This is a genomic window from Streptomyces sp. NBC_00358 (genome assembly GCF_036099295.1).
In the GTDB taxonomy this organism is placed as follows: domain Bacteria; phylum Actinomycetota; class Actinomycetes; order Streptomycetales; family Streptomycetaceae; genus Streptomyces.
In genome coordinates, this window is record NZ_CP107976.1 from 182,024 (window position 1) to 205,944 (window position 23,921).

Sequence of the window (23,921 nt, forward strand, 5' to 3'; positions counted from 1 at the left end):
TGCGGGACGGCTCAGGCGTCCGGGTAGTCGCCCGCGGCGAACAGCGAGCGCGGGTCGGTGGGGAACTCCGCGTCGAGCAGGCCCTGGTCCTTCGCGAACCGCACCATGGCGTTCAGGCTGGGCTCGTTGGCCGTGATGCCGTAGGGGACGGGGTCGGCGCCGATCGCGCGCCCCTGACGGGCCAGCCGCGGTACGGCCGTCCACTCGGGCCGGGCGGTGAGGTGCTGGTGCTTGCTCACCGCGAACGCCGCGTACAGCTTCGACGGCAGGCCGGGGTCACGTTCCACGAGTTCGGAGCGCACCGAGATCAGCGAGTGCAGGGGGTAGACGCCGGTCCGCAGGTAGTGGTCCACGGCGAGCGTGCCGGCCTCGGGGAAGAGCGGGTAGGGGCTGTCGTCGCCGGGCTGCGGTTCGGCCGCCGCCGTCCAGCCGGCCTTGGGCGCGCCGGCCCGTCCCGTTCCGGCGTTGCCGGTCAGCGCGGCGTCGATCTCTCCGGCGCGCAGCAGCTCTCCCAGCGAGCGGCCGTCCGTGACCCGCTCGACGTTGGAGGGGACGCGGCCCTCGATGTGGTCGTCGTCGTCCACCACCCAGGTGATCTTGTCGATGTCCACGCCGTACTCGTCGCGCAGCACGCCGCGCACCCATACTCCGGTGCTCACCGAGTAGGCGCGCACGCCGACCCTGCGTCCCTCCAGGTCCCGCGGCACACGGATGCCGGATTGCGTGGCGCACTGCACGTCGCCGTGGTGGAAGCGCCGGTTGAGGAACACCGGGACGGCGGTGAGTTCGATGCCCTGTTGGCGTGCCATCAGGTACGACACCGGTGCCAGTTCGCACACGTCGAACTCCAGGTCCCGGATCATCCGCCGGTAGGCGCCGATGACCGGTCTGACCTCCACCGGCTCGATCCGGTACCCGTCGATTTCGGCGTCGCCGTCCAACAGCGGCTGCGCGTGCGGGAAGTCCCCGAGAACTACCGTGAGCTTGTCCATACCTTGTCCTCCGCCTTCTCTGATTCTGGTCCGGCTGCCCGTGCCGCGGCTTTCAGCCGCCGAGGCGGGCCGGCGGTACGCCGAGCGCCGTGCAGGTCCGCTCGACGAGTTCGTCGTAGTCCACCGCGCGCGGGATCACGTCCTGCTCCAGCGCATAGGCGGCGGCCTTGGTGAACGCGCCGCGCAGGCCTTCGAAGCCCACCGGATGCAGGGCGACGTCTCCGCCCTCTTCCTTGGCGGTGAGCACCGACCGCATGGCGTCGAACGCGGCGAGGACGGCTGCGGGGTGCTCTGCGGCGGCTGCCTCCGACACGCCGACGACGTGGTTGACGGGGATGAACCCCTGGTCCTTCGACCACTGTTCGGCGGCCTCGTGGGCCCGGTCGACGGCGGTGCGGATGCGGTCGTCGGAAGGCAGTTCGTTGCCCATGATCCCGAAGTCGACCCGGCCCTCGATGAAGTCCGCCGACAGCTTGCTGCCCCGCGGTGCCCGCTTCACCCAGGACGGGTCCTCGGCGCCCTCCACGTGGTGGCCCTCGTACGTCGTCCAGTCCGCCTTGCGCAGGTCGATGCCGTACTGCTCGGTGAGGAATCCGCGCATCCACACGCCGGTGGTCTGGCTCCAGGCGCGGACTCCGACGCTGTGCCCCTCCACGTCGGCGACCGACAGACGGCCGAGGGTCACCAGGGTCTGGTGCTGGTGGCGTCCCAGGGTCGTGACGGGCAGGAGCAGCACCGGCTTGCCGTAGGCGAGGGCCTGCAGAACGGTCACGATCGCCAGTTCGCACAGTTCCGTGTCCGACTGGTTCACAAAGCCGCGGGAAGCTTTGTGCACGGGCTTGATGTCGACGCGTTCCGGTTCCGAACCCGCTGCGCGGGCCGCCGACAGCGCGGCTGCCGCGAGGTCGTCACGGCCGAGCACCAACTTCATTCTTCTCTCCTCATTGCCTGACGGAACGGGGCCTCGGGTCTGTGGGTCAGTGCGCGCTGTGCGGCGACGTGTGGTGCCGCTCGTGGTGGCGGCGCAGGAGGTCGACGCCGAAGTCGTTGCCGTTGGGGGTGCGGACGATGGTGTGGATGTGCCGGCGTGAGGGGTGGTCGTTGTCGAAGAACACGCCGGCCATGTGCTCGAACTCGACGAGGATCACCGGGCTGTGGAAGCGGTAGTAGAAGGTGCCGTCGGGGTCTCCGGCCCAGCCGAAGCGGGTGTCCCCTTCGTGGGCCAGGACCTCCTCCATGCGGACGCGGGCGTGGGCGTCGCCGGCCCGGTTCACGTACAGGCCCAGGAGCTGGAGTGCGGTGTCGCGTTGGCCGGGTGACATCTCGGCGAGCCGCAGTCCCTCGTAGTCGAGCTCCCAGTTGTCCCGGAAGGCTCCGACGAGAAGTTCCTGCGGCATGGTGTCCGCGATCACGGCCTGCCGGCGCTGTCGGCCGTCGAGCTGGGTGAACAGTTCGTGGCCGAGTGCCTCTTCGCCCCGGAAGGCAACGGTCCCGGCGTACTTCCCGCCTCCGGCGATCACCGGTTCGGCGCCGAGGAAGGTGGGGGTGAGGACCATCTGGTCCCCGACGAACACGCAGTTGATGTTGACGTGGTGCCCGTCGAGCTGCCAGCCCCAGGGGCCGCCGTTCTCCGGCTCGCCGTAGAGGGAGAACCAGTACAGCCACTCGTTGAGTCCGTGCGTGTTCTCGCTCAGCTCGCCGATGGTGAGGTTGAGGCGCATCAGGTCGACCATCTGGCGGTAGCCGTGCGCGCTGAGGCTTTCCCGGATGACGGCCAGGGCCCGCTCACGCCCCGCGTCGTCGAACTCCTCCAGCAGCAGGCCGTGGCGCAGGAAGTACCGGGCGCCGTTGTTCCAGTGGCGCCAGCTCACGTCGTCCATCGGGAACCGGCCCTCGGCGAGCTGCTTCTGCGTCAGTCCCGCCAGGTAGTCCTCCGCCGCCCGGTACACCTTGCTGACGTCCGCGCCCGTGTCGCGCAGCGGGAACAGTCCCTGCTGGATGCCGTCCGACGTGGCGCCCCCCCGGAAGGGTTCGTTGGCCGCTTCGACCCGCCAGGCGACCTTTTCGAGCAGGTCGGGTGTCCAGGTCTCCGGCTCGCGGGTGGGCGGGTTGCCCCGCTTGCGCAGCCCCACCGGCTCTCCCATGCGCTGCTCCTCCTCTCGGTGTTCGTTCGTGGGTGTGCCGCCGGGCGGTGCGCCCTTGTCGACCGCCTGCTCACTTGTCGAGGAAGGCCGTCTGCTGCTCGATCGCCGCGACATCGACCGGCTTGGTGACGAGGCTCTGCTCGACGGCGTACCGTCCGGCGATCTCCAGGCAGGCGGTCAGTGACGTGCTCCACCCGGCGGCGACGGCACGCCCGGCGGGTGAGTCGTCCCGCTCGCCTGCGGTGTCGGCGATCGTCTGCTTCAGGGCGCGGTAGAAGGCGAGTACGGCGTCCGGACGGGTCCGCAGGACGTCGTCGCGTACCACCAGCAGGTGGTTCGCCGGGATCGTCGCGTGCCGTTTCGTCCATGCCAGCCCAGCGCTCTCGGCGTCCGCCACGAGCGGGACCAGTCCGGCGCCCTGTCCGCCGATCGCCTTGGGGCCGAGCACCGCGGCGCTGACGTCGTGGGAGTGCAGCAGATCCGCGACCCGCTCGGCCTGTGACCGCTCGACGCAGGGGGGATTGACGTACTGGGCGACGTGGACGTCTTCCGTGGTCACCCAGGTGACGTCGCCGGACTTGACCCCGTACTCCTCCTGCAGCCAGCCGCGTACCCACAGGCCGGTGGTCTGGCCGTAGGAGCGGACGCCCACGCGCCGGCCGGCGAGGTCCCCGGGGGCGATCTGGGGGCCCTCGGGCAGCCGGGTCAGTGAACGGTGGTGCGTGCTTCCTACCATCACCGCGGGCAACAGGGTCACCGGGATGCCGGCGTCCTTGGCCTGGAGGTAGGTGGCCATCGGCATCTCGCAGATGTCGTAGGCCAGGTAGCGGACCATCCGGGCGAAGGCCGGGGGCAGCGGGGTGGACTCCGGGTAGCGGCAGTCCGCCCCGTCCACGGGGACGCTCCCGTCCTTCAGCGGCCGGGTGTGCGGGTAGTCGCCCAGCAGTACGGTCAGCGGTGCCGTGTGGTGCCTCTGGTGCATGCCGCTCACACGTCCTCGCCGTACTGGATACGGCGGTAGGGGGTGCTCAGCACCTCGCGGGTGATGCGGACGTCGATCACGGTGGGCCGGGGGTCGCGCAGGTACTCCGCCAGTGCTTCGCGCAGTTCCTGCGCGGTGCGGACGGTGGCTCCGCCGCCGCCCAGTGCCTGGGCGACCGCGCCCAGTTCGGGCGTGGAGATGGTCGCCAGCTCCGGGTCGAGCCCCTTCGCCTTCGCTTTGTGGTACTCGGCTCCGAGTCCCTGGTCGTTCATGACGACGACGAGCAGCGGGATGTCGTACCGGCATGCCGTCTCGAACTCGGACAGGTGCATGATGAAGCTCGCGTCGCCCTCCACCACGAAGCCGGGCTTGTTGCCCCGCGCGACCATCTGGCCCATGGCGATCAGTGGAGCCTGGCCGATGGCGCCGAACATGCCGTAGTTGGAGAGCACGTCACGGGAGCGCTGGAAGAGCATGGTGCCGAAGTCGGTCTGGTGTCCGCTGCCCAGCACCAGCCCTATCTCGCCCGGGAGTTCGTGGTCGAGGATCCAGATCGCCTCACGCGGGTCGAGCCGGCCGGGCTCGCGGACGTACTCGTCCGGCTGCTGGGCCCGGGCGGTCAGATGCTGCAGGACCTGGTCGGTGTGGAAGCCCTCCAGCCGGACGGACCTCTCCTGGAGCACCCGGGTCAGTTCGGTCAGGGCGGTGACCGCGTCGGCCTGCAGGTAGCAGTCCGCCGTCCTGCCGTTGCCCATCACCAGGTGGGGGGCGGTGTCGATCTGAACGTACTTGGCCTCGGGATAGAGGTAGCCGCTCTCGATGGTGTAGTGGTTCAGGCTGGCGCCCACCGCGATCACGCAGTCGGCTTCCTGGAGCAGTTCCATCGACACCTTGTCGCCGAACAGACCCGACAGGCCGACGTGGAAGTCGGTGCGGTCGCACAGCCAGTTCTTGGCCTGCAGGGTGGTGGCCAGCAGGGCGCCGGTCCGCTTCTGCAGGGCGAGGATATCCTCGCCGCAGTCCGCCTTGCGCGCGCCCCGACCCGCGATGATCACCACGCGCTTGGCGTCCTGGATCAGGTCGCAGGCGGCCTGGACCCGGTCCGGGTCCGGCAGCGGCCGGGACCGGTCGATCAGGGCCGTGGACGGTACGTAGTTCTCGTCGTAGTCGTCCATGTCGGCGACCTGGACGTCGAAGGGCGCGCTGATCATGACGGGCCTGGATTTGGTCCGTGCCAGGTAGAAGGCGTTTCGCACGGCCTCCTGCGCGTTTTCCGGCCGGGTGACCTGGATGAACTCGCACTCGATCGCGGCGGCGAAGCGCCGCTGGTCGAGGTACTGGGTGGCGCCCTCGTCGCCCAGCGGGGTCTCCCCGCAGAAGGCGACCAGGGGGGTGCCCGCCCGGCTCGCGCAGAGCATCGAGGTGGCCAGCTGCGAGACGCCGGGGCCGCTGGTCGTCGTGACGACGCCCGGCTGTCCCGAGCCGCGGGCCCAGCCGTCCGCCATGCCGAGGCCGGAGCCCTCGTGCCGCACCTCGTACAACCGCACCCCGCGGTCGGCGAGCGCGGCCATCCAGTGCATGTTGGCGTCGCCCATCATGCCGAAGACGTCGCTGGTGCCTTCCTTGACGAACGCCTCGGCGAGTGCTTCGTAGACCTTCACTTGTGGGACTCCTTCACGTTCGCCGCGGCCGTCGCCCGCGCCTTCAGGACGCCGTCGAGCCGTGAGAAGACCCGCAGCGCGTTGCCTCCGTAGACCGCCTGCCGGTCGGTGTCGCTCAGGCTGTCGATGGAGTCGAGGGTGTATTTGGTGTCGTCGAACCGCCGCCCGGTCTCCGGGTCCACGCTGCGGACCGCGCCGATCATCTCCGAGGCGAACAGGACGTTCTCGGCGGGGATGATGTCCAGCAGCAGTTCCATGCCCCGCTTGTGGTAGACGCAGGTGTCGAAGGAGACGTTGGGCAGGATCGACTCCTCCAGCGGCGGCCGGCCGCGGTCCAGCATCATTCCGCGGTAGCGGCCCCAGTGGTACGGGACGGCGCCGCCGCCGTGCGGCAGGATCAGCCTCAGCGTCGGGAAGTCCTTGAACAGGTCCGACTCGCACAGCTGCATGAACGCCGCGGTGTCGCCGGCGAGGTAGTGGGCGCATGTGCCCTGCATCGCAGGGTTCCTCGACATCGCGACGTGGATCATCGCGGGGACGTCGAGTTCGGCCATCTTCTCGTAGAGGGGGTAGTAGACCCGGTCCGTCAGCGGCGGCGCCTGGTAGTAGCCGTCCGAGGGGTCCGGGTTGAGCAGACAGCCGACGAAGTCCAACTCATCTACGCAGCGCTCCAGTTCAGTCACGGAGTTGCCTACGGAGGCGGCCAGTGCGTCGCCCGGGGACTGCGGGAGCTGGCATACGCCCACGAACCGCTCGGGGAAGAGGCCGCACACCCGGGCGATCAGGTCGTTGCTGACCCGGGACCAGTCGAGGCTGGTCCGCTCGTCGCCGTAGTGGTGGGCCATCTTGCCCGCGCCCGGCGAGAAGAGCGTCAGGTCGGTGCCGCGCTCGATCTGCAGCTTCAGCTGCCCGTTCTCGATGGCGGTGCGGATCTCGTCGTCGCTGATGTGCAGTTCGTCGGGCGAGACCCGGCTGCCGGATTCCTCGAACGCCTTGATCTGCTTCTCTCGCCACTTCCCCAGCGCGGGGGGCGCCGTGGTGAAGTGGCCATGACTGTCGATGATCATGAATTACTCCGAGACTTGCGATGCGGGGTGACGTGGTGCGCGGCCCGGACGGATGCGCCCCGTCAGCCGCGGCCGGTCAACTGCGGCCGGTCAGCTCACGGGCCTTGTGCAGGCCGGGGTAGGTGCGCACCGGCGCCGACATCAGGAACCGGTAGCCGTCGTCGAGCACCTGCTTGACGTTGTCGGCGGTGACGTGCGGGTGGCCCACGGCGACCCCGCGTTCACCGCAGATGTCGAGGATCTGCCGCTTGCACTCCAGAACGCGCGGGTGTTCGTACTGGCGGGGCAAGCCCAGTTCCTGGCTCATGTCGCCCTCGCCGATCAGGATCAGTCCGATGCCCGGGACCTGGTCGAGGATGTCCGGCAGGTTCCTGATCCCGAGCTGGTCCTCGATCATGAGGCCGACCAGGATCTCCCCGTCCGGGGCGAGCGGCCACACGTCGGCCCTGGCGTAGTACTCGATGTTCGAGATGCCCCAGTAGCGTGTCGCCGCGTGCGGGCCGTCCCCGCGCAGTCCGGCCGGCTCGTAGCCGGGTGCGTCGGGAAGCCGCGGGTAGCGGCAGGCGGCGACGGCGTTACGGGCCTCCTCCACCGTGGAGATGTGCGGCCAGATGATGCCGAACGCGCCGAGGTCCAGTGCCTGCTTGGCATGCCACTGGGCCTTCTCCGCACCGTTGACGGGGATGCGCACCATCGGGGTGACGTCCGGCGCGAGGCTGTTCGCCTCGTAGACCCTTCGCCTGCTCAGCAGGTACTGGAAGCTGTCCTTCAGCGCGTTGATGTCCCAGGGCTTGTGTTCCATCTCGAACACCACGGCGTCGTAGTCCGAGTTGCTCAGCTCGATCGCGGACGTCGGGTCGGCCGCGGAGAAGGTCGCAAGGACGTGCTCCCCCGCGTCGAGGGCGCCGATCACCTTGTTGAGCCTGGGCGTTGTCATCGCCGACCTCCCTGGTCGAGTGCTTCACCGGACCGGTTCTGCGAACGCCGCGTCACCTGGGGCGCCTGCTCCGCACGCCTGGACCGTCGGCCTTCCCACCACGCGCGCAGGCGGGCGAACAGGCCGGTCGGCCGGGGCACATCTGTGTGCGCACTGTCGGATGCTGTTGCGAGCGGCTCGACAGAGGCCGGGGCGCACTTCTGGATCAGTTGGTCGGTGAACTCCTTCGTCATTCTGGAGACCACCATCCCGGCGCCCGACTCGATCAACTTGGCGAGTTTGCCGCTGAGTTTGATCTCCCCGTCGCAGAAGACGCGTGCCGTACCGGGGGTGTCCCCCTCCACGACCCGGAAGGTGGCGCCGGCGCTGAAGCGGGTGGCGCCCTGTCCGTCCGCACCGCGCGCCGTGAGCCGGCCCTCCCGCGCGGTCTCGTCCAGGTCCAGGGAGACCCGGGCGGCGAACTTGACCCGCAGACCGCCGAACCTGATGGCCAGGGTCCCGTCGAAGGACCCGTCCTCGTGCGACGGCCCGAGTTCGGCACCGCCGATGCAGGACACGACGGCCGAGGGATCGGAAACGATCTCCCAGACACGTTCGGGCGGACTCGGTACAGCGATCTCTTCGGTGATCGATATCAAAGCTGTGAACCTCACTTGGCGGCAGGCGCGACGTCGGACGGGAATGAGGGCGTGACGGTGCAACCCGCATGGTGGTTTTGGGTGCGGAGCTCCGGGCGTCGGGTCGGGGACCCGTGGACTGCCGACTCCTGCTGGGGCCGTGGCCGCGTTACGCGGCGGTCTTCCGCTCCGCGGCGAACAGACCCCAGAGGTCGTTGTAGAGATCCGCGAATTCGGGCGACTCGACAAGCGAGCCGATCTGCCGCGGGCGTTCGAAGGGGACTTGGAGGACACGGCGGATCGTGCCGGGGCCCTTCGACATCACGACGACCTCGTCGGCCAGGTAGATGGCCTCGTTGAGGTCGTGCGTGACGAAGATCAGAGTCCCGTTCTGCTCCCGCCAGATGTTGAGCAGTTCCTGCTGGAGCTCAAGCCGGGTGATGGCGTCGAGCGGCCCGAACGGCTCGTCCATCAGCACGATGGACGGGTCGTAGATCAGCGCCCGCGCTATCGCGCAGCGCTTCTGCATACCGCCCGACAGCTCCCGGGGGAAGTGATGTTCGAAGCCGGTCAGGCCAACGAGCTTGACCCAGTGGGCGATGCGCTCATCGCGTTCCTCCTTGGGAACCCTGCGGAACTTCAACGCCAGGCCGATGTTGGCCTGGACACTCAGCCAGGGCAACAGGTGGGACTGCTGAGTCACGTACGCCGCATCGGAGTTGACGCCGGTGACCGGTTGGCCGGCGTAATGGACCTTCCCCCGCGTGGGAGTGAGCAGTCCGGCGGCCAGGTTGAGGATGGTGCTCTTCCCGCACCCGCTGGGCCCGATCACGGCAACGACCCTGCCACGATCGACTTTGAACGACACGTCCTCGATCGCCGGCCGGTGAGCGCCCGGGAACTCCAGCGTGACGTGCTCGAGACGGAGAGCCTCCGGGTGGGAGCTGCGCTGCGTGGTCGACATATCTGCCTCCTCGGCCCCCCTCTCGTGAGAGAGGAAGCGGGGCCGTGCGCTCGTGCCTGTGGCGGCGATTCATGGGTGGCGGTGGTGCTGTGACATCGGTGCGCCTGATGCCCGCGGACGGGCATCGCGGTCGGTTTGGTTCTTCTGCTGCTCAGTTCCGACGACGCCCGCGCCGCAGATTGTCTGACAACCGATGAGGGGAAGCTAACACCGCCACCCGGGTGACACAAGAAGCGTGCAGGAAGAAGCTGCTACCGACGGGAATCCCGCGCGTTACCCGGCCAAGAACTGTCCGACAAAAATGACTTGGCCGGTACTCCGGCGAGTTCCCTGACCTGCTCGTCAGGGGCGGGGGCGCGGGGTTGCCCTCATCGACGTCGTCCGCGCCGGCCGTCCCGAGGATGACGTCGTCCGCGTCGATGGCACGGCGGAGCGCCGAGAGTTCCGCACTGCTCGCCGAGTTCGCCAGGATGATCTCCCAGCCCCGGCTGGCGAGGGCGCGCAGCAGACCGTCAGCCGCGTCCAGCGGCGGCAATCGGTCGAACTGCGTTGCGTAGAGCGCATCGCCACATGAACGGCCGTGTACGGCTGTCGAGGATCGGGGCAGTTGCTGCTCGTACGTGGATGTCGTTGCCGTGGCTGGTGGTGGGTGGCGCGGGGCGTGAGTTCGAGCCGGTCAGCAGCCATCTGCGGGACTGCCTGCTGGGGGACGTGAGTCCGCTGACGTGCCGGAGCTACGTGTACGACCTGCTGCGCTGGTTCCGACCTGTTAACTGCACCATGTCCCGATCGTGAACCAGGCGGATCGCCTGGTCTTTCCAGAAGCGTGGTGTAGTGGAGGACGTAAGGCGTGCCCTGATGGAGGGGAAGTGCTCGCTTCCCGAAGTCGGAGCCGTGGCCGCGGGGACGGCGAGAGACCTTCCGTTCGTCCTGGTGGACGCTGACGGCTGCCAGGTCGGGCCGATCAGTGCCTACCTGAGGGATCTGATGCTGGGGGACGTCAGCCCGCTGACCTGCCGGAGCTACGGATTCGGGCTGTTGCGGTGGCACCGACTGCTCTGGTTTCTGCAGATCTCCTGGGACAAGGCGACGGAGGCTGAGGTCGCGGCGCTGGTTGGCTGGCTACGGGAAGCGCGCAACCCGCAGCGGCTCCGCAAGCGGAACGGCGCGTCTCCCCCTGCAGGGTCGGTGAATCTCAAGACCGGCAAGCCATCGCTCCAGGAGGGGTACGCGCCGAGCACGATCAACCACAACCTCAGCGTGGTCAGCGGGTTCTATGCGTTTCATGCGCGGTTCGGTGCCGGTCCGGTGGTCAATCCGGTGCCAGCCTCGGCCGGGCGTCGGCAGGCTCTCGCGCACCGTTCCCCGTTGGAGCCAGCACCGGTGTTCCGGCGGGGCCGACTGCGGCAGAAGGTGCCAGTGCAGGCCCCGCGATCAATCCCCGACCACCTGTGGGACGAACTGTTCGCCGGAATGGGCTGCGACCGAGACCGGGCACTGCTGGAGTTCTACGTCTCCTCTGGGGAATCGCACAGGCGGTGCGCACGACGTGGCCGACGAAGTCCGCCGACAACCGATGGAACCGAAGCCGCGGCGCCCGGGACCTCCTCCACCACCTGAACCAGTTTCCGGGCGAGACCTGGCAGGAGCGATGGGAGGCCAGCGGGTTCAACCAGGGCGGCAACCCCGTGTCCGTCCTGCGATCGACGCCCCGGGACAGGAGCCAGATCGGCACCGGCGCTGCCTGCCTGCCTGCCTGCCTGCCTGCCTGCCTGCCTGCCTGCCTGCCTGCTGAATCTGCGGATCATCCAGCCCTCGCTCAAGGCATTCCGGTCAAACACCTTCCTCTACTACGGGCAGCGCTTCCTCGCCGCCCAAAACGACCCGCTGCTGGAGAAGTTCTGGGCCGAGGCCCAGGCCACGTCGGTGAACCCGATTCACCACGGGACCGCACTGTTCGACATCGCAGTTCCCCTCACCACGCAGGGCATCGCCCTGGCCGACCTGACCCCCGCGGCCTTCCTGCACTACGCGTGGGAGTGCCGCCGTCAAGGACTGGTCCTGGGGGCACGCGGAGCCGGCAGCCGGTTCCCCGGACACCTGGCCTGGCAAGTGCTCCACACGATGGGCCACTTCCCCTCCCACGGGCCGGCGACGCTGAAGGCCGCCCTGCTCAACGGGCGGTTGACGGTCGAAGAGCTGGTCGACCGCTACAAGATCCGCAATGCCGGGGTCAGGCTCCTGCTCATCGCCTATCTGGAACGACGTAAACCCGAGCTGGATTACTCGACGCTCGACAACCTGTCCCGCCACCTGGCCAGCAACTTCTGGGCGACCATCGAGCAACTCGCCCCCAGTCAGCCCGACCTGCACATCGACGGCGAGCTCTACCAACGGCGGCGGGACCGGGTCGCGATCCGCGTGGACTGCAAAGGACGGCGCGACTTCGACCTCATCCTGCGGGCCGTCCGCGCCTTCTACGCCGATCTGCAGGCGTGGGCCGCGGCAGAACCCGAGCAATGGGCGATCTGGGTGGCGCCCTGTCCGGTCTCCGATGCCGAGGTCCGCGGCTACGGGATCCGCAAACGACGCGTCAAGGAACGGATGACGACCTCACCCGGCAACGGCAGCCGCTGTTGAACCCCCCTCCTGGAACACCTGGAGAACCGGTACGGCCACCTCCGCGACCTCCTCGCTCAGGCCACGGACGCAGCCGGCGGACAGACCGTCACTCTGGAGGGCCGCACCTACCAGCGCGTGTGGAGCCGGGTGGATGAACGGCTCGGAGGACCGGCGAACGTCCGCGTCCTCGACCTGGAGAGCGACAAGTACATCAACGTCACCCATGCCGAAGACGCCGCTTTCTGGGAGTGGGCGATCGTTGAGGTCCTGCGGCACTCAGGCGTGCGCATTGAGGAAGCCCTGGAACTCACCCATCGCAGCATCCGGCAGCATCAACGGCCCAACAGCGAGGTCATCGCCTTGCTCGTGGTCGCTCCCTCGAAGAGCGACCGGGAACGCGTCATCCCCATGTCCGCGGAGCTGTTCGCCGTCGTCGCGGCCATCGTCCGCCGCCACACCGCCGGCGTCCAGACCATCCCGCTGCTGTCCCGCTACGACCCGAAGGAACGCCAGAGCAGTGCTCCCATGCCGTTCCTGTTCCAACGCAAGATCGGCACTAAGCACGAAGTCATGTCAGACACCACCGTGGTGAACATGCTGAAGCGCCACTGCGTCGAGCTCGCCGAACAGCACCCCGGCTTCCTTGCCACCAGCTTCACGCCTCACGATTTCCGCAGGCTCCTGGCCACGGAATTGGTCAACAGCGGGCTCCCGATCCACATCGGAGCAGCCCTACTCGGACATTTGAATCTTCAGACGACTCGCGGCTATGTCGCCGTATTCAACGAGGACGTCGTCCGGCACTACCAGGGATTTCTCGACCGGCGCCGCCAAGCCAGGCCAACGGATGAGTACCGGCCGGTCACCGAACCCGAATGGCTCGGTTTCGAGGAGCACTTCGACCAGCGCAAAGTCGAGCTGGGAGGATGCGCGCGCCCCTACGGGACCCCTTGCCAGCATGAGCATTCGTGTTTGCGTTGCCCCATGCTCACCATCAATCCGAAGATGCTGCCCCTAATCCGAAGATGCTGCCCCGCCTCGACGAGATCGAGGACGACCTCCTGAGCCGCCGCGACCGAGCCGCAGACGAACGCTGGCTCGGAGAAGTCGAAGGACTCGACCTCACCCTCACCTTCCTCCAGCAGAAGCGCGAACAGACCCAGCGGCTGACCCGTATCGCGCCCGTCAATCTCGGCATGCCGGGCCTCCGATCTGGAGGAGCATCATGAGCCGCTCGGCATACCCGGTCTCAGTGGAGCAGCTGCACATGCTCTTGGCGATTGTCTCCCGGTCAGTGGGGCGCGGTCCCGGGGGTGGATCGGGTTTCGTGTGGTGCGCTGGCGGGCCAGGCGTTGAGGGCGGTCTCGGCTACGCGTTCGAGGTCTTCGCGGTCGGCCCCGTCGCATGCCTGGGTGGACATGCCCTGGATGACGGCCGCGTAGAACATGGCCAGCGCGCCAGCGTCGGCGCCTTCAGGCAGGCGGCCTGCGTCGATGTCGGCGTTGATCTTTTCTTTGAGAGCGTGCTTGGTCCCCTCGCGGAAGGCGCGTAGTTCGGCCTTGACGTCCTCGGCTGCCGGTGTGCAGTTGGTCGCGCCGTTGATGACCAGGCAGCCCGGAGGGTGGGTGGGGTCGGTGTATTCGGCCGCGGCCAGCCGGAGCAGCGTTTCGACGGCGCCGCGTGCGGTGGGTTCCGCCAGGGCGCGGGTCCCGTAGCTGCCGTGGGTGTGGGCATAGCGCTGGACGACTTCGCTGAACAGCTGCCGCTTGTCGCCGAAGGCGGCGTACAGGCTTGGCGGATTGATACCCATCGCCCGGGTGAGCGAGGCGATAGAGGTTGTCTCGTAGCCGTACTGCCAAAACTCCCTCAGTGCGACCTCCAGTGCCTCGTCCCGGTCGAAGGCGCGTCGTTGCGCGCGTGTGGTCCTCATGAAACGAGTCTATAGCGATCGCTATAGCTGTGCTACCTTCCGTGCTGTAACGATCGCTAAAGCCGATTCGCCGAAGCCAAGGGAAAGATCTGTCATGCCCGTGCTCGTCCCGGACGCACCCGCCCTGCCCAAGCCCGTCTTCGCCCGTATCGTCCGCGGCTCCGGCCCTGGACTGCTCCTCGCCCATGGCGCCGGCGGCAGCGTCGAGGGGAACTACGGACCGATCCTCGACGGGCTCGCCGCGCGCCACAGGGTCGTCGGCGCCAACTACCCAGGCACCGGGGAAACCCCCAGGTCCGAGAACCCCCTCGATGTGGACGAGCTGGCCGACCAACTGGTGGCTGCCGCGGACGCCGAGGGACTGGATACCTTCGCGATCTCCGGCTTCTCACTCGGCGGCCCCATCGCGATCCGCGCCGCCGCACGCCACCCGAAGCGCGTCAACGCCCTGGTGCTGACTGCGACCTTCGCCCACCGGGACAGCAAGCTGGATCTAGGCGCTGTTTCTCGGATCTCCTGACGGGGCTGGGGTGTTGAGGTCACGCTGGTGGTATGGGTCGTGGGGATCTGACGAATGCGGAGTGGGATCGACTGGAGTCGTTCTTGCCTCGTGGTGGTGCGCGTGGGGGTCGGTGGAGTGATCACCGGCGGGTCATCAACGGGGTGCTGTATCGGGTGCGGACAGGTGTGCAATGGCGGGACCTGCCGGAGCGGTTCGGACCGTGGGAGACGGTCTACAAACGGCATCGACGCTGGTCAGCCGACGGAACGTGGAAGATGCTCCTGTCGCGTGTCCAAGCGGCCGAGGACGCCGCCGGCCAGATCGACTGGGATGTCTCGGTCGACTCGACAGTGGTCAGAGCCCATCAACATGCCGCCGGCGCGAGGAAGACGTCCCCGGCCACGGTCGCTCAAAAGGGGGCCGGTCCAGGGACGAACCAGGTCGATCCCATCCTGCGGAAGTTGGCCATCCGATTGGAGGAGGTGGTCAGCTCGGCGAGTGCCTGGGACGTTCCCGCGGCGGGTTCACCACCAAGGTCCACCTCGTCGCCGACGGACGATGCAGGCCCCTCGCCTTCGTCCTGACCCCCGGGCACTACGGTGACGGTCCCCAGTTCGAACGCGTCCTGGAGCAGATCGCCGTGCCCCGCAGCGGAGTCGGACGGCCCCGCAAACGGCCCGACCATGTCCTGGCGGACAAGGCCTACACGTCCCGCAGCAACCGCCGTTACCTGCGACGACGCGGAATCCAGCACACCATCCCGGAACGACTCGACCAGCAAAGACACCGACACAATCGAGGCTCCCGAGGCGGCCGGCCCACCGGCTTCGACAGTGAGCGGTACAAGAAGCGCAACACAGTCGAACGAGCCATCAACCGCCTGAAAGGCTTCCGCTCAGTCGCCACACGCTACGAGAAACGCGCCTACATCTACCTAGGCACCGTCACCCTCGCAGCCCTCCTCATCTGGCTCCGCACATGATCCGAGAAACAGTGCCTAGCCGCATCGGTCTGGCAGAAACTGCATGAATCCGGTGACCGCTCGCTGCTGGCCGAATACCTGACCCTGGTGGCACTCAGCACCCCCGCGCTGAACGCGCTCACGCGCGACCAGCTGCGGGCCGGCGCCGACCTCCTCGCCGAGGCAATTCCGCCAGGTACGCCGGAGCACACCGACTTGGTCCGCCGGATCGACGTCCGGGACGACCTTGCCCGTATCACCGCCCCCACCCTGGTGATCTCCACGACCGGTGATCCGCTGGTCTCACCCGCTTTGCACCGGCAGCTCGCCGACCAGATACCCGGAGCACGGCTGGCCGAAATCGCCACCGGTCACCTGCCGTTCGCCGAGCGGCCCAAGGAGTGGCTGGAACTCATCACCACCTTCCTCGGCGAGCACACCCCCAACGCCTGATCCCCCTCAACTGCCGATATCCAACTGCCAGGAGTACAGACATGCACGCGATCACCCAGCGTTCCTTCGGCGGCCCCGAAGTCCTCGAACTCACCGAGATGGACCGGCCACAGCCGTTGCCCTCCGAAGTGCTGGTCCGGGTCCACGCGGCCGCCATCAATCCGGTCGACGCGATGGTCCGCTCCGGGGCCTTCCCCCTGCTCGGCGAGCCTCCATTCGTCCTCGGCTGGGACATCTCCGGCGTCGTCGAAGAGGTCGTCCCCGGCGTCACCCGCTTCCAGGTCGGTGACGAGGTCTACGGCATGCCTTTCTTCCCACGGGCTGGCAACGCCTACGCCGAGTATGTCGCCGTGCCCTCCCGCCAACTGGCCCGCAAGCCCGCAGCTGTCGACCACACCCACGCCGCGGCCCTGCCACTTGCTGGACTCACCGCCTGGCAAAGCATCGTCGACACCGCACAGGTCCAAGCCGGGCAACGAGTCCTCATCCATGGTGGAGGCGGTGGCGTCGGCCACCTGGCCATCCAGATCGCCAAAGCCCGCGGCGCCCACGTGATCGCCACCGTCAGCGCGGCCAAGCACGACTTCGTCCGCGGCCTCGGCGCGGACGAAGTCATCGACTACCGCACCGTCGACTTCACCGACGTCGTCACCGACGCCGACCTCGTCCTGGACACCGTGGGCGGCGACTACGGCCCGCGATCGCTCCACGCCCTACGCCCCGGCGGCCTTCTGGTCACCGTGGTGGACCGTGCCGATACCGCACTTCAGCAGGCCACCGCAGCGGCCGGGAGACGATTCGCCGGCGTCACTGTGGAGCCGGATCACATAGGACTCCAGGAAATCACCAGGCTGGTCGATACCGGGCAGCTGCGCCCGTACGTCGAGGGCACCCTGCCGCTGGCCGACGCCGCCAAGGCCCACCAGCTCATCGAGTCCGGCCGCACCCAGGGGAAAATCGTGCTGACGCTCTGACCCAACCGAAAGCCCGATCACTGAGACGAGCCGACCGGGCCTCGCCGCGACCACGGCGGAGCGCGAGTCGTCGGTGCGACTGGATGCCTATCGCCGGTGTGCCCAACTGGGCAACAGGCCACCTCGGCTGCTGGTTCCGCTTGACATGGTGCAGAGAAGGGTGCTGTGGGCCGTGGGCGTCGGCTGGGAGCAGGCCGCTGGGACGGAGGCGGCCGCCCTGGTCGGCTGGTCGCGGTCGGCCCGCAATCCAGAGCGGCAGCAACGACGGGAGGGCGGAATCCGCCCGGGACTGTGAACCCCACGACCGGCAGGCGGGTCCTGGCAGCGGGCTACGCCTCAGCCACGATCGCGCACAACCTGACGGCGTCCACGGCTTCTACGCCTTCCAACTGCGCTTCGGACGCAAGCCGGTGCTCAAGTCGGTGCCGGAGAATCGGGCCCCTCGCGCGACGCTTGGGCACCGGTGGCCGTTGGAGGTTCCTGGCCGGCATCGCCGGGGCCGTCCGTGTCCGAAGGTCCCAGTCCGTCAGCCGCGGGCGACTCCCTATGCCCAGTGGGAGGAGTTGTTCTCGAGGATGCGGTGCGCCCGGGGCCGGGCACTGTTGGCCTGCTATGTGGACTCCGGAGCTCGGGCCACGGAGCTGCTGGGCGTCGGGCCAGCCGATGTCGACTGGCAGAAGGGCCGGTCGAGAACAGACGCCAGCGCGGCGCGCAGCCGTTCGTCCTCGCGGATCATCGCATGGTCGGACCCGGAGACGACCAGGCGACGGTCCCCGGTGGCGAGCGCGGCCAGCCGGTCGTGCTGCTCCAGTGTCAGGGCGGCGGCGCCGAGCGCCCGCAGGGCGTCGCAGGCGCCCTTGAGGTCGGCGCGGGTCTCGGCCGAGTGCAGCGCCGCCTCGGCGAGCCGGGTGCGGTCGAGGCCGGCCGGATCGGCGACGGCGAGCAGCCCGAGAACGGCCGAGGGTGCTTGGGCCGGGTCGTCTAGGAGAGCTTGGAGCCGGGCGGTCAGCGGGCGCCCGGCCAGGCCGAGCACGGCGATCTCGCGGGCGGCGCGGGCGGCCGTCCAGTGGAACCACTGCCGGCCCTCGCTTCTGTCGAACACCGAGGCCAGCACCGGGACGACCTCGGCCGCCTCACCGGCGATCCGCCACAGGGCGAGCGCCAGGGCGAGGTCGGCGTCCACCTCCGGCGTGGTGTCGCGGTCGATGGTGCGGCCGAGCGCCGTCCGCAGGGCCGGGATGAGGCGGGCGGCCGCCGGGCCGAGGTCGGCCACGGCGCGGGCACCATCGATGGCGCCGCGCACACCCGTGGCGAGCGCTGCCTCGGCGGCGGCGAACAGCGGCCCGGTCTCGCCGGTCAGCTCGTGCAGTGCTTGCGCCACGAACAGCTTCCGGGCGCAGGCCCGCAGGGCGGTGGCGGCCTGTTCGCGCTGTTCCGGCCCGCTGTCGGCGGCGACGGCGGTGATTGCGGTGGCGGCGTACGGGAACCGGGGCAGGACGGCGCACATTTCGGGCAGCGCCGCGACGGCCTGTGGGCCCCATCGCCGCAGCAGGTGGACCAGCCCGGCGGTGTCGTTGTGGTCCTCGGTCGTCGAGCAACCGCGGTCCTTGCACCCCTCGGGGCCCTCCAGCGCCTTGGCGGCCAGACGAGCGCGGACCGCGGCGAACAGTTCCGGGTCGAACGGGAAGGGCGCATCGGCCGGGGCGTGGGACCCGGCGGCGCACTGCATGGCGCGCGGGCGCCGGCCGAGAGCCCGGGCCAGCAGTGGGGCAGCGGCCTGTGGCGCCACCAGGACGAGCGCGGCGAGGGCCTGGTCGGCCGCCTCGTCGTCCGGCTGCGCGGCGAGTTCGGCGAGGACGGGAGCGGCCTCGGCGGCGGCCGGGCCGATCTTGCCCAGCAGTTGGGCGGCCGCCCATTCGGTGGCGAGCGGGGCGATCGCGGGGATCAGCCGCTGCGGGGCGCTGCGGGACAGGGTGCAGGCGCGGTCGGCCGCCCACAGAGCCTCGGCCCGCACCTCGGAGCGCTCGTCACGCAGCGCGGCGTCGAGCAGTGCGAGGGCACTCTCGCGGTCCGCGTCGGTGTCCCGCCCCAGCAGGATTCCGACGATAGTGCGCAGCGGCTCCCGGTGCTCGTCCGCGTAGCCGGACCTGGCCGTCTCGCGCGCGGGCAATAGGCCAAGGACGGCGTCGCGGTGCGCGGCGAGCCACGGCTCCTCGGCGTCCAACGCAGCGAACACAGCGGCCAGGCGCAGCGGCGCGGGCGTGTCCGGGCCGAGCAGGGCGCGGGCCTCGGCAACGGCGCCCGCGCGGTCCAACCGGCCGTACGCGGTGAGGAGTTCGGCCCGGACGGCGGGCTCGCTCTCGGCGGCCAGGCGGGCCCGCACGGCGGGCAGGGCGGTCCAGGTGTCCCGGGTGTGCCCGACCGTCCAGCCGGCCGCCTGCCGGACGGCGGGGTCCTCATCGGCCAGCAACGTTATGAGCAGCGGCAGTTGGGCGGTCACGGCGGTCCGAACGGCGCCCGGCTCGACGTCGTACTCGTCCTCGCTCTCGGCGAGGCAGCCGAGCAGCCGGAGCGCGTCGACGGTCTGCCGACCGGAGGCTGCGATTCGGGCGAGGTACGGGGCGGCGTCGACGCTGGCCGCGTACACGGTGCCCTGGTGCACGATCGAGCCGTACAGCTCGTCCAGTGCCTCCGCGGCATCCTCACCGCCCTCGGCGAAGGTGCGCAACAACCCGGGCAGGTCCTCGGCGGGGCCGTAGGCGTGGTTGACGGTGGACCAGGGGTGGGCGTCGAGCCCGGCGAGGGCGGTGGGGAGCTCCATGGCCGTGATCTTCGCAGGGACCTCCGACATCCGCTCGGACCAGGTGCCGCAGGTAGGCCTCGGGCCGTTCGAGGAAGCGGCGCCAGTGGTCGACGAGTTCGAGGTCCTGCCAGGTGATACTGGGCCACGTGTCCCAGACACGCGCCCCAGCCCCCCAGCGGGCTGATGCCGTCGGCGACCTCGGCCGCCGACGGCGCCGCCTTGCCCGCGGCCTGCTGGTCGGTTTGTTCGACCACATGGTCCGCGAGGCTTTGCCCGACAGAGAGCACCGCCCACACCGAGCCGAACCTCGCCAAGGTCGCGACCTGATCGATGGCAGTCACCGGGTATCCCCGCCAACCGAGTTGGTGCACAAAAGGTCCACTGAACACCCCCGCGTCAGCAGGAAGGACGCAGCGACCCGCGTGTCAGCGTTCGCGGTGACCGGAACACCCCCGCGGACGCGGAGGTGTTCCGGTGAGCCCCCTGTTCATGGCTCCCCAGTTGTCGTCCTCCCTGCAGAGAGGAACCGACGGAATTCGCTGACCTGCTGAAACGTGGCTCACGACATGCGTCGGTCCCGCGTTGGGACGTGGAGATTCCCGGCGAATGTGCCTCGTGCCGATAGTTGTCACCAACGACGGCGCGTCTGCAGCCGGACCGATACGGCGTTGCCGAGGGGAGCAAGACGGTGACCAGGAAGGCTGTACGGAACGCCTTCAGCGCCGGCTTCAAACGTTCGGGATCCACTTCGCCCGGGTGACCGCCGGCACGTCGTCATTGTGGAAGTTGGCCGGGGTGACCGCCGGCACGTCGTCGCTGTGGAAGTTGGCCGCGGTAACCGCCAGCACGCCATCGGCGTGGAAGTTGGCCGCGGTGACCGCCGGCACCCCATCGCTGTGGAAGTTCGCCGGGGTAACCGCCGGCACGCCGTCGCTGTGGAAGTTAGCCGGAGTGACCGCTGCGATGCGGTCCTGGTGCTGGTAGACGGCGGCGACTGCCGGCACAGCAGCGATGGCGGCAACGACACCGGCTGCAAGGGTTGTTGTGGCCAGCCGAGAGATCTTCATCCTGACTCCTGTGTGAGTGCGAATCTTCGTCCATGCCGAATCAAGCCCCGACCCGCTCAGGCTGCCGTCGAACTCGAGGTGCTCCGAGAACCGCGGCAGGCCCCCTCCAAGCCAAGCGGTGGCGGCCCTGGAGGTACCGACGGTCGGTCGATCAGGCCGGGAAAGCAGATGCGCGGGTCGAGGATCAACGGGTGCTCCTTCCGTGGCGCGGGTCCGCCGACGCTGACGCGCGTCAGGGAAGAGGCGAAGTGGATGCCATCCATGTTGGGGGCACGGTCGGCGAGATGGGCTCCGCACGGCGATGGAATGGGCGGAACTTGCTTTCATGGCTTGCGTATTGGCGGATTGCGTACTGAGCCTCATGGATCAACGGCTGGTGGCCGCGCTCCAGTGGGACGGCTGCCTCGCCTCAGAGCGGGGCGGCCCACGTGGTGGGGCTCAGCCCCGTCCCCGTGGGAACCCGTTGCCTACGAGCGCCACCAGCCCGGTGGCAGCCGCCCGCCAGGACCGTGAACAGGACCCCGGCCGTCACGGCGAATGCCGGTCCCCGCGCGCCGCCATGACCGATCTGACCGGCAGACAGCCCTGATCACAGGCTCCGCGCGAGGCCTCGGTAAAGCGATCGCGCTGCGTTACGCGACCCGCGGCGCCAACATCGTCGTCAACTACGCGGCCAACCGGGAGGCGGCGGACACCACGGCCGCGGAGATCGAGCGACTGGGCGTCAAAGCGTTCTCCCCGCAGGGCGACATGTCCAAGGTGGCCGACATCGAGCAGCTCTTCACCCCGGCCCTCGATCAATTCGGGCAGATCGACATCGCCGTCGCGAACGCCGGCATCGAACTCATCAGCGTTCCCTTCGTCGAGATCACCGAGGACCAGTTCGACCGGCAGCTCGCCATCAACACCAAGGGCACCTCCTTCACCCTTCAGGCAGCGGCCCGCCACGTCGTCGACAACGGCCTGATCATCTACATCAGTTCGAGCACCGCGGCCCTACCGTTCGCCGGTGAAGTGCTGTGCGGCGCCTGCAGACGTAGGGCTGGTCTCTCGCCGCGACAACGTCCGAAAAGCCGCTGAAGAGTGAGCGCGCCAATGGCCCGGCCATCGCAGCACCGCCCTGTGGCCGACACCCAAGGGGCACGGCACCGGTGTACTCGTGGACAGCACACGCCATGGAGAGCCCGCCCGGACGACGCCCGGCAACTGTCCTACGACAACAGGCCGCTGCACCACGCCGTACGCCAGGGTCGGGCCCATTTCGACATCGTCGTCATCGGGGGCAGCCCTAACTGGCTCCGCATCCCACACGTCGACGACTTCGTGGACCTCGCACCAAACGACGGCGTACCCCTGGTCGAGAGCCACAGGTGTCTCTCGGGTACGGAGACCCCCGCTGTCGAATACCCCCTCACTCCAGAACAGAGCGCGGCCCTCCTTCGGGACCGGCATCTGCGGTTCCTGCCCACCCCGCCTCCCTCCTTCGCCGGTCTCGCCACCGCCAGCGCAACACCGGCGACCCAGCCCGAGCCCGCCTTCCTGCGAGCGGTAGAGGCCAGCTTGGAAGCCGTCGGAATCCCACTTCTGGGGCACGTGCACCTCTCCCCACGCGTTCAGACCTCGTGCGAAGCACCCCTTGACGAACAACGGGGACACCTGAACTCTGCCGCTGGCGGCGGGGTCACTACGACCGCCAGAGCGGTCCGCGAGCTGTGGGGACCAACACCGTAGGGGGCACCTTTCGTTCACCCCGCGAGGACGGGGCAGTCTCGCCGCCCACCCGTCGGTTGTCTGCCGGTGATCGCTCCGGTACTCGGAGCGGCGCACCTTCTGGACGGCGGGAACGGGTGGAAAGTTTGCTGTATGAACTTTCGAGCGGGGCTGGACCTGCGGCGTTCCTGGCGGCCGGGGCACGCACCGGCGCTGGCCGTGATCCCCGTGGGGTTGATCGTTGCCGTGTGCGTGGTGGATACGCTGCTTCCCGAGCACATCCATCTCGGTCCGCTGCTGGTGGCAGCGCCCGCGATCACGGTCGCGTTCGCCGGAGCCCGTATGACGGCGCTCATGGGAGGTCTCGCCGTGGCCGCCCAGGTGCTGATCGGCACGGTCAGAGGAGGCCTGACCAGTGCCAACATCCAGGCTCAGATCGCCGCTCTGATCGTCGTCTCCGCCATATGCGTCTTCATCTGCGTGGTGCGCGACCGAAGCGAGCGCCAGCTGGACCGCGTGCGGTCGGTCGCCGCGGTCGCGCAGGGGGTGCTGCTGCAGCCGCTGCCCACACACGCCGGGCCCCTGCGGATCGCCGGCATGTACATCCCGGCTGAGGAAGAGGCCGACCTGGGCGGGGATTTGTACGCCGCCGCCCGAACCGCCCACGGCAGCACGCGGCTCCTCATCGGCGACGTCCGCGGCCACGGCCTGGCCGCGATCAACAACTCCGCCCTGCTGCTCGGCGCCTTCCGCGCAGCCGCCCATCGGCAAGCCACACTCCCCCAGCTCGCTGTCCACCTGGACGCCGCGTTCCGCTGGGACGCCAACCAGTGGCGATCACACGAAGACCATGACGCCAACGAGGACTTCGCCACCGCCACGCTGCTCGACATTCCCGACCACGAACCCGTCGTCCACGTCATCACCTGCGGCCACCCGCCCCCGCTCCGCCTCCACGGAACACACCTCACCCCCCTCACCACCGACGCGAGCCACCTCCCGATCGGATTCGGCGGAGCCTTCGGCGTCACCTCCTACCAGGTCCAGACCTTCCCCTTCGAGGCCGGGGATCTCCTGCTGCTCTACACAGACGGCGTCATCGAAGCCCGCAACACCGCCGGACACTTCTACCCCTTCACCGAAAGAGCCCCGCGGTGGACCAGAGACGAACCGGACCAGCTGCTGCGTCATCTCCGAGACGATCTGCGGGCACACCTTCACGAGCACCTCAACGACGATGCCGCCGTCGTCGCGATCCGTCGCGCGACAAGCTGATCAACGGTCCACGCGAGCGTCCGCAAGGCCGTGTTGTGTAACCAGCGGATCCTGCACGGTAGGGAGAGCGACGCGGGACGGGCGCACCGTGGGGTGCAGGCGGCCCGGCGCAGCATCTTTGTGGCCGCCCTGGCCAGAACGACGTGTCTGCCGTACGCGGCCAGGTACACCGGGCTCCGCGCACCGGTCGAGGCGCGAACGGTGAGGACCCGGGACCGTGACGGCACCGGGTCCTCATCCTGTTGTGCAGCTGCCGACTG

At 68.9% G+C, this 23,921-nt stretch carries 23 protein-coding genes and 1 pseudogene; 12 read left to right on the forward strand and 12 right to left on the reverse strand.

Annotation, left to right across the window (positions count from 1 at the left end):
- Positions 1-11 precede the first annotated feature (11 nt).
- The 9 genes from OHT01_RS00900 to OHT01_RS00940 all read right to left on the reverse strand — a co-directional run bounded on the left by OHT01_RS00900 (position 12) and on the right by OHT01_RS00940 (position 9,364).
- On the reverse strand, positions 12-992 hold the full coding sequence (locus OHT01_RS00900) for an ABC transporter substrate-binding protein (protein WP_328551151.1): 981 nt from the start codon (positions 990-992) through the stop codon (positions 12-14).
- Between the two features lie 52 nt (positions 993-1,044).
- Positions 1,045-1,923 (reverse strand): hypothetical protein, encoded by an 879-nt coding sequence (locus tag OHT01_RS00905; RefSeq protein WP_328551152.1) that lies wholly within the window; start codon positions 1,921-1,923, stop codon positions 1,045-1,047.
- Positions 1,924-1,969: 46 nt separating this feature from the next.
- Positions 1,970-3,136 carry a DUF3500 domain-containing protein gene (locus OHT01_RS00910; protein WP_328551153.1) on the reverse strand — a complete coding sequence of 389 codons (1,167 nt, stop codon included), beginning with the start codon at positions 3,134-3,136 and terminating at the stop codon, positions 1,970-1,972.
- A gap of 70 nt (positions 3,137-3,206) precedes the next feature.
- On the reverse strand, positions 3,207-4,118 hold the full coding sequence (locus tag OHT01_RS00915; protein ID WP_328551154.1) for a hypothetical protein: 912 nt from the start codon (positions 4,116-4,118) through the stop codon (positions 3,207-3,209).
- 5 nt (positions 4,119-4,123) lie between these two features.
- Positions 4,124-5,779: a thiamine pyrophosphate-binding protein gene (locus OHT01_RS00920; RefSeq protein WP_328551155.1), complete on the reverse strand. Its 1,656-nt coding sequence runs from the start codon at positions 5,777-5,779 to the stop codon at positions 4,124-4,126.
- Positions 5,776-6,846, reverse strand: coding sequence for an amidohydrolase family protein (locus OHT01_RS00925; protein ID WP_328551156.1), 1,071 nt, complete (start codon positions 6,844-6,846; stop codon positions 5,776-5,778). The genes OHT01_RS00920 and OHT01_RS00925 overlap by 4 nt, the downstream gene beginning before the upstream one ends.
- 76 nt (positions 6,847-6,922) lie before the next feature.
- The gene (locus tag OHT01_RS00930) at positions 6,923-7,783 is read right to left on the reverse strand and encodes an HpcH/HpaI aldolase family protein (RefSeq protein WP_328551157.1); all 861 of its coding nucleotides are present in this window, start codon (positions 7,781-7,783) and stop codon (positions 6,923-6,925) included.
- Positions 7,780-8,421: an SRPBCC domain-containing protein gene (locus OHT01_RS00935; RefSeq protein ID WP_328551158.1), complete on the reverse strand. Its 642-nt coding sequence runs from the start codon at positions 8,419-8,421 to the stop codon at positions 7,780-7,782. Before OHT01_RS00935 ends, OHT01_RS00930 begins: the two co-directional genes overlap by 4 nt.
- Before the next feature lie 148 nt (positions 8,422-8,569).
- On the reverse strand, positions 8,570-9,364 hold the full coding sequence (locus OHT01_RS00940) for an ABC transporter ATP-binding protein (RefSeq protein ID WP_328551159.1): 795 nt from the start codon (positions 9,362-9,364) through the stop codon (positions 8,570-8,572).
- A gap of 624 nt (positions 9,365-9,988) precedes the next feature.
- Here OHT01_RS00940 and OHT01_RS00950 point away from each other — a divergent pair.
- The 5 genes from OHT01_RS00950 (at position 9,989) to OHT01_RS00970 (ending at position 13,215) form a co-directional block, all read left to right on the forward strand.
- Complete coding sequence (locus tag OHT01_RS00950; RefSeq protein ID WP_328551160.1) at positions 9,989-10,159, forward strand: hypothetical protein; 171 nt, start codon at positions 9,989-9,991, stop codon at positions 10,157-10,159.
- Positions 10,160-10,297: 138 nt separating this feature from the next.
- Positions 10,298-10,984 (forward strand): hypothetical protein, encoded by a 687-nt coding sequence (locus OHT01_RS00955; RefSeq protein WP_328551161.1) that lies wholly within the window; start codon positions 10,298-10,300, stop codon positions 10,982-10,984.
- Positions 10,985-11,290: 306 nt separating this feature from the next.
- Positions 11,291-12,004, forward strand: coding sequence for a hypothetical protein (locus OHT01_RS00960; protein ID WP_328551162.1), 714 nt, complete (start codon positions 11,291-11,293; stop codon positions 12,002-12,004).
- Between the two features lie 129 nt (positions 12,005-12,133).
- On the forward strand, positions 12,134-13,051 hold the full coding sequence (locus OHT01_RS00965; RefSeq protein WP_328551163.1) for a tyrosine-type recombinase/integrase: 918 nt from the start codon (positions 12,134-12,136) through the stop codon (positions 13,049-13,051).
- Complete coding sequence (locus tag OHT01_RS00970) at positions 13,012-13,215, forward strand: recombinase (RefSeq protein WP_328551164.1); 204 nt, start codon at positions 13,012-13,014, stop codon at positions 13,213-13,215. Before OHT01_RS00965 ends, OHT01_RS00970 begins: the two co-directional genes overlap by 40 nt.
- 62 nt (positions 13,216-13,277) lie before the next feature.
- Here the strand turns inward: OHT01_RS00970 and OHT01_RS00975 are convergent, their stop codons facing one another.
- Positions 13,278-13,916: a TetR/AcrR family transcriptional regulator gene (locus tag OHT01_RS00975; RefSeq protein ID WP_328551165.1), complete on the reverse strand. Its 639-nt coding sequence runs from the start codon at positions 13,914-13,916 to the stop codon at positions 13,278-13,280.
- Between the two features lie 94 nt (positions 13,917-14,010).
- On the opposite strand from OHT01_RS00975, the pseudogene OHT01_RS00980 reads away from it, so the two are divergent.
- From OHT01_RS00980 to OHT01_RS01000, 5 genes and pseudogenes are all read left to right on the forward strand, one after another.
- Positions 14,011-14,418, forward strand: a pseudogene (locus OHT01_RS00980) (alpha/beta fold hydrolase); the annotation flags it as partial.
- A 50-nt stretch (positions 14,419-14,468) separates the two neighbouring features.
- Positions 14,469-15,400 (forward strand): IS5 family transposase gene (locus tag OHT01_RS00985; protein ID WP_443043345.1). Its coding sequence is split into 2 segments (ribosomal slippage): positions 14,469-14,844 and positions 14,844-15,400, totalling 933 coding nucleotides; the frame shifts between segments, so codons are not numbered across the junction.
- An 87-nt stretch (positions 15,401-15,487) separates the two neighbouring features.
- Entirely contained in the window at positions 15,488-15,832 is a 345-nt protein-coding gene (locus OHT01_RS00990; protein ID WP_328551166.1) for an alpha/beta fold hydrolase, read from the forward strand.
- Between the two features lie 41 nt (positions 15,833-15,873).
- A complete protein-coding gene (locus tag OHT01_RS00995) occupies positions 15,874-16,806 on the forward strand; it encodes an NADP-dependent oxidoreductase (protein ID WP_328551167.1) in 933 nt (310 codons plus the stop codon).
- A 145-nt stretch (positions 16,807-16,951) separates the two neighbouring features.
- A complete protein-coding gene (locus OHT01_RS01000; protein WP_328551168.1) occupies positions 16,952-17,101 on the forward strand; it encodes a hypothetical protein in 150 nt (49 codons plus the stop codon).
- Positions 17,102-17,416: 315 nt separating this feature from the next.
- On the opposite strand, the gene OHT01_RS01005 is transcribed toward OHT01_RS01000, so the two are convergent.
- Together OHT01_RS01005 and OHT01_RS01010 are read right to left on the reverse strand one after the other, a co-directional pair.
- The gene (locus OHT01_RS01005; RefSeq protein ID WP_328551169.1) at positions 17,417-19,627 is read right to left on the reverse strand and encodes a HEAT repeat domain-containing protein; all 2,211 of its coding nucleotides are present in this window, start codon (positions 19,625-19,627) and stop codon (positions 17,417-17,419) included.
- A 710-nt stretch (positions 19,628-20,337) separates the two neighbouring features.
- On the reverse strand, positions 20,338-20,676 hold the full coding sequence (locus OHT01_RS01010; RefSeq protein WP_328551170.1) for a hypothetical protein: 339 nt from the start codon (positions 20,674-20,676) through the stop codon (positions 20,338-20,340).
- 537 nt (positions 20,677-21,213) lie between these two features.
- On the opposite strand from OHT01_RS01010, the gene OHT01_RS01015 reads away from it, so the two are divergent.
- Both OHT01_RS01015 and OHT01_RS01020 read left to right on the forward strand, forming a co-directional pair.
- Positions 21,214-21,756 (forward strand): SDR family NAD(P)-dependent oxidoreductase, encoded by a 543-nt coding sequence (locus OHT01_RS01015; RefSeq protein WP_328551171.1) that lies wholly within the window; start codon positions 21,214-21,216, stop codon positions 21,754-21,756.
- 783 nt (positions 21,757-22,539) lie between these two features.
- Positions 22,540-23,661: a PP2C family protein-serine/threonine phosphatase gene (locus OHT01_RS01020; protein ID WP_328551172.1), complete on the forward strand. Its 1,122-nt coding sequence runs from the start codon at positions 22,540-22,542 to the stop codon at positions 23,659-23,661.
- The last annotated feature ends 260 nt before the right edge of the window (positions 23,662-23,921 follow it).

Excerpts from the sequence above, each read along its gene's own strand:
- OHT01_RS00900 (WP_328551151.1), bottom strand. The coding sequence starts at position 992 with ATGGACAAGCTCACGGTAGTTCTCGGGGACTTCCCGCACGCGCAGCCG.
- OHT01_RS00905 (WP_328551152.1), bottom strand. The coding sequence starts at position 1,923 with ATGAAGTTGGTGCTCGGCCGTGACGACCTCGCGGCAGCCGCGCTGTCG.
- OHT01_RS00910 (WP_328551153.1), bottom strand. The coding sequence starts at position 3,136 with ATGGGAGAGCCGGTGGGGCTGCGCAAGCGGGGCAACCCGCCCACCCGC.
- OHT01_RS00915 (WP_328551154.1), bottom strand. The coding sequence starts at position 4,118 with ATGCACCAGAGGCACCACACGGCACCGCTGACCGTACTGCTGGGCGAC.
- OHT01_RS00925 (WP_328551156.1), bottom strand. The coding sequence starts at position 6,846 with ATGATCATCGACAGTCATGGCCACTTCACCACGGCGCCCCCCGCGCTG.
- OHT01_RS00930 (WP_328551157.1), bottom strand. The coding sequence starts at position 7,783 with ATGACAACGCCCAGGCTCAACAAGGTGATCGGCGCCCTCGACGCGGGG.
- OHT01_RS00940 (WP_328551159.1), bottom strand. The coding sequence starts at position 9,364 with ATGTCGACCACGCAGCGCAGCTCCCACCCGGAGGCTCTCCGTCTCGAG.
- OHT01_RS00950 (WP_328551160.1), top strand. The coding sequence starts at position 9,989 with ATGTCGTTGCCGTGGCTGGTGGTGGGTGGCGCGGGGCGTGAGTTCGAG.
- OHT01_RS00970 (WP_328551164.1), top strand. The coding sequence starts at position 13,012 with ATGCTGCCCCGCCTCGACGAGATCGAGGACGACCTCCTGAGCCGCCGC.
- OHT01_RS00975 (WP_328551165.1), bottom strand. The coding sequence starts at position 13,916 with ATGAGGACCACACGCGCGCAACGACGCGCCTTCGACCGGGACGAGGCA.
- OHT01_RS00995 (WP_328551167.1), top strand. The coding sequence starts at position 15,874 with ATGCACGCGATCACCCAGCGTTCCTTCGGCGGCCCCGAAGTCCTCGAA.
- OHT01_RS01000 (WP_328551168.1), top strand. The coding sequence starts at position 16,952 with ATGGTGCAGAGAAGGGTGCTGTGGGCCGTGGGCGTCGGCTGGGAGCAG.
- OHT01_RS01005 (WP_328551169.1), bottom strand. The coding sequence starts at position 19,627 with ATGGAGCTCCCCACCGCCCTCGCCGGGCTCGACGCCCACCCCTGGTCC.
- OHT01_RS01010 (WP_328551170.1), bottom strand. The coding sequence starts at position 20,676 with ATGAAGATCTCTCGGCTGGCCACAACAACCCTTGCAGCCGGTGTCGTT.
- OHT01_RS01015 (WP_328551171.1), top strand. The coding sequence starts at position 21,214 with ATGCCGGTCCCCGCGCGCCGCCATGACCGATCTGACCGGCAGACAGCC.
- OHT01_RS01020 (WP_328551172.1), top strand. The coding sequence starts at position 22,540 with ATGAACTTTCGAGCGGGGCTGGACCTGCGGCGTTCCTGGCGGCCGGGG.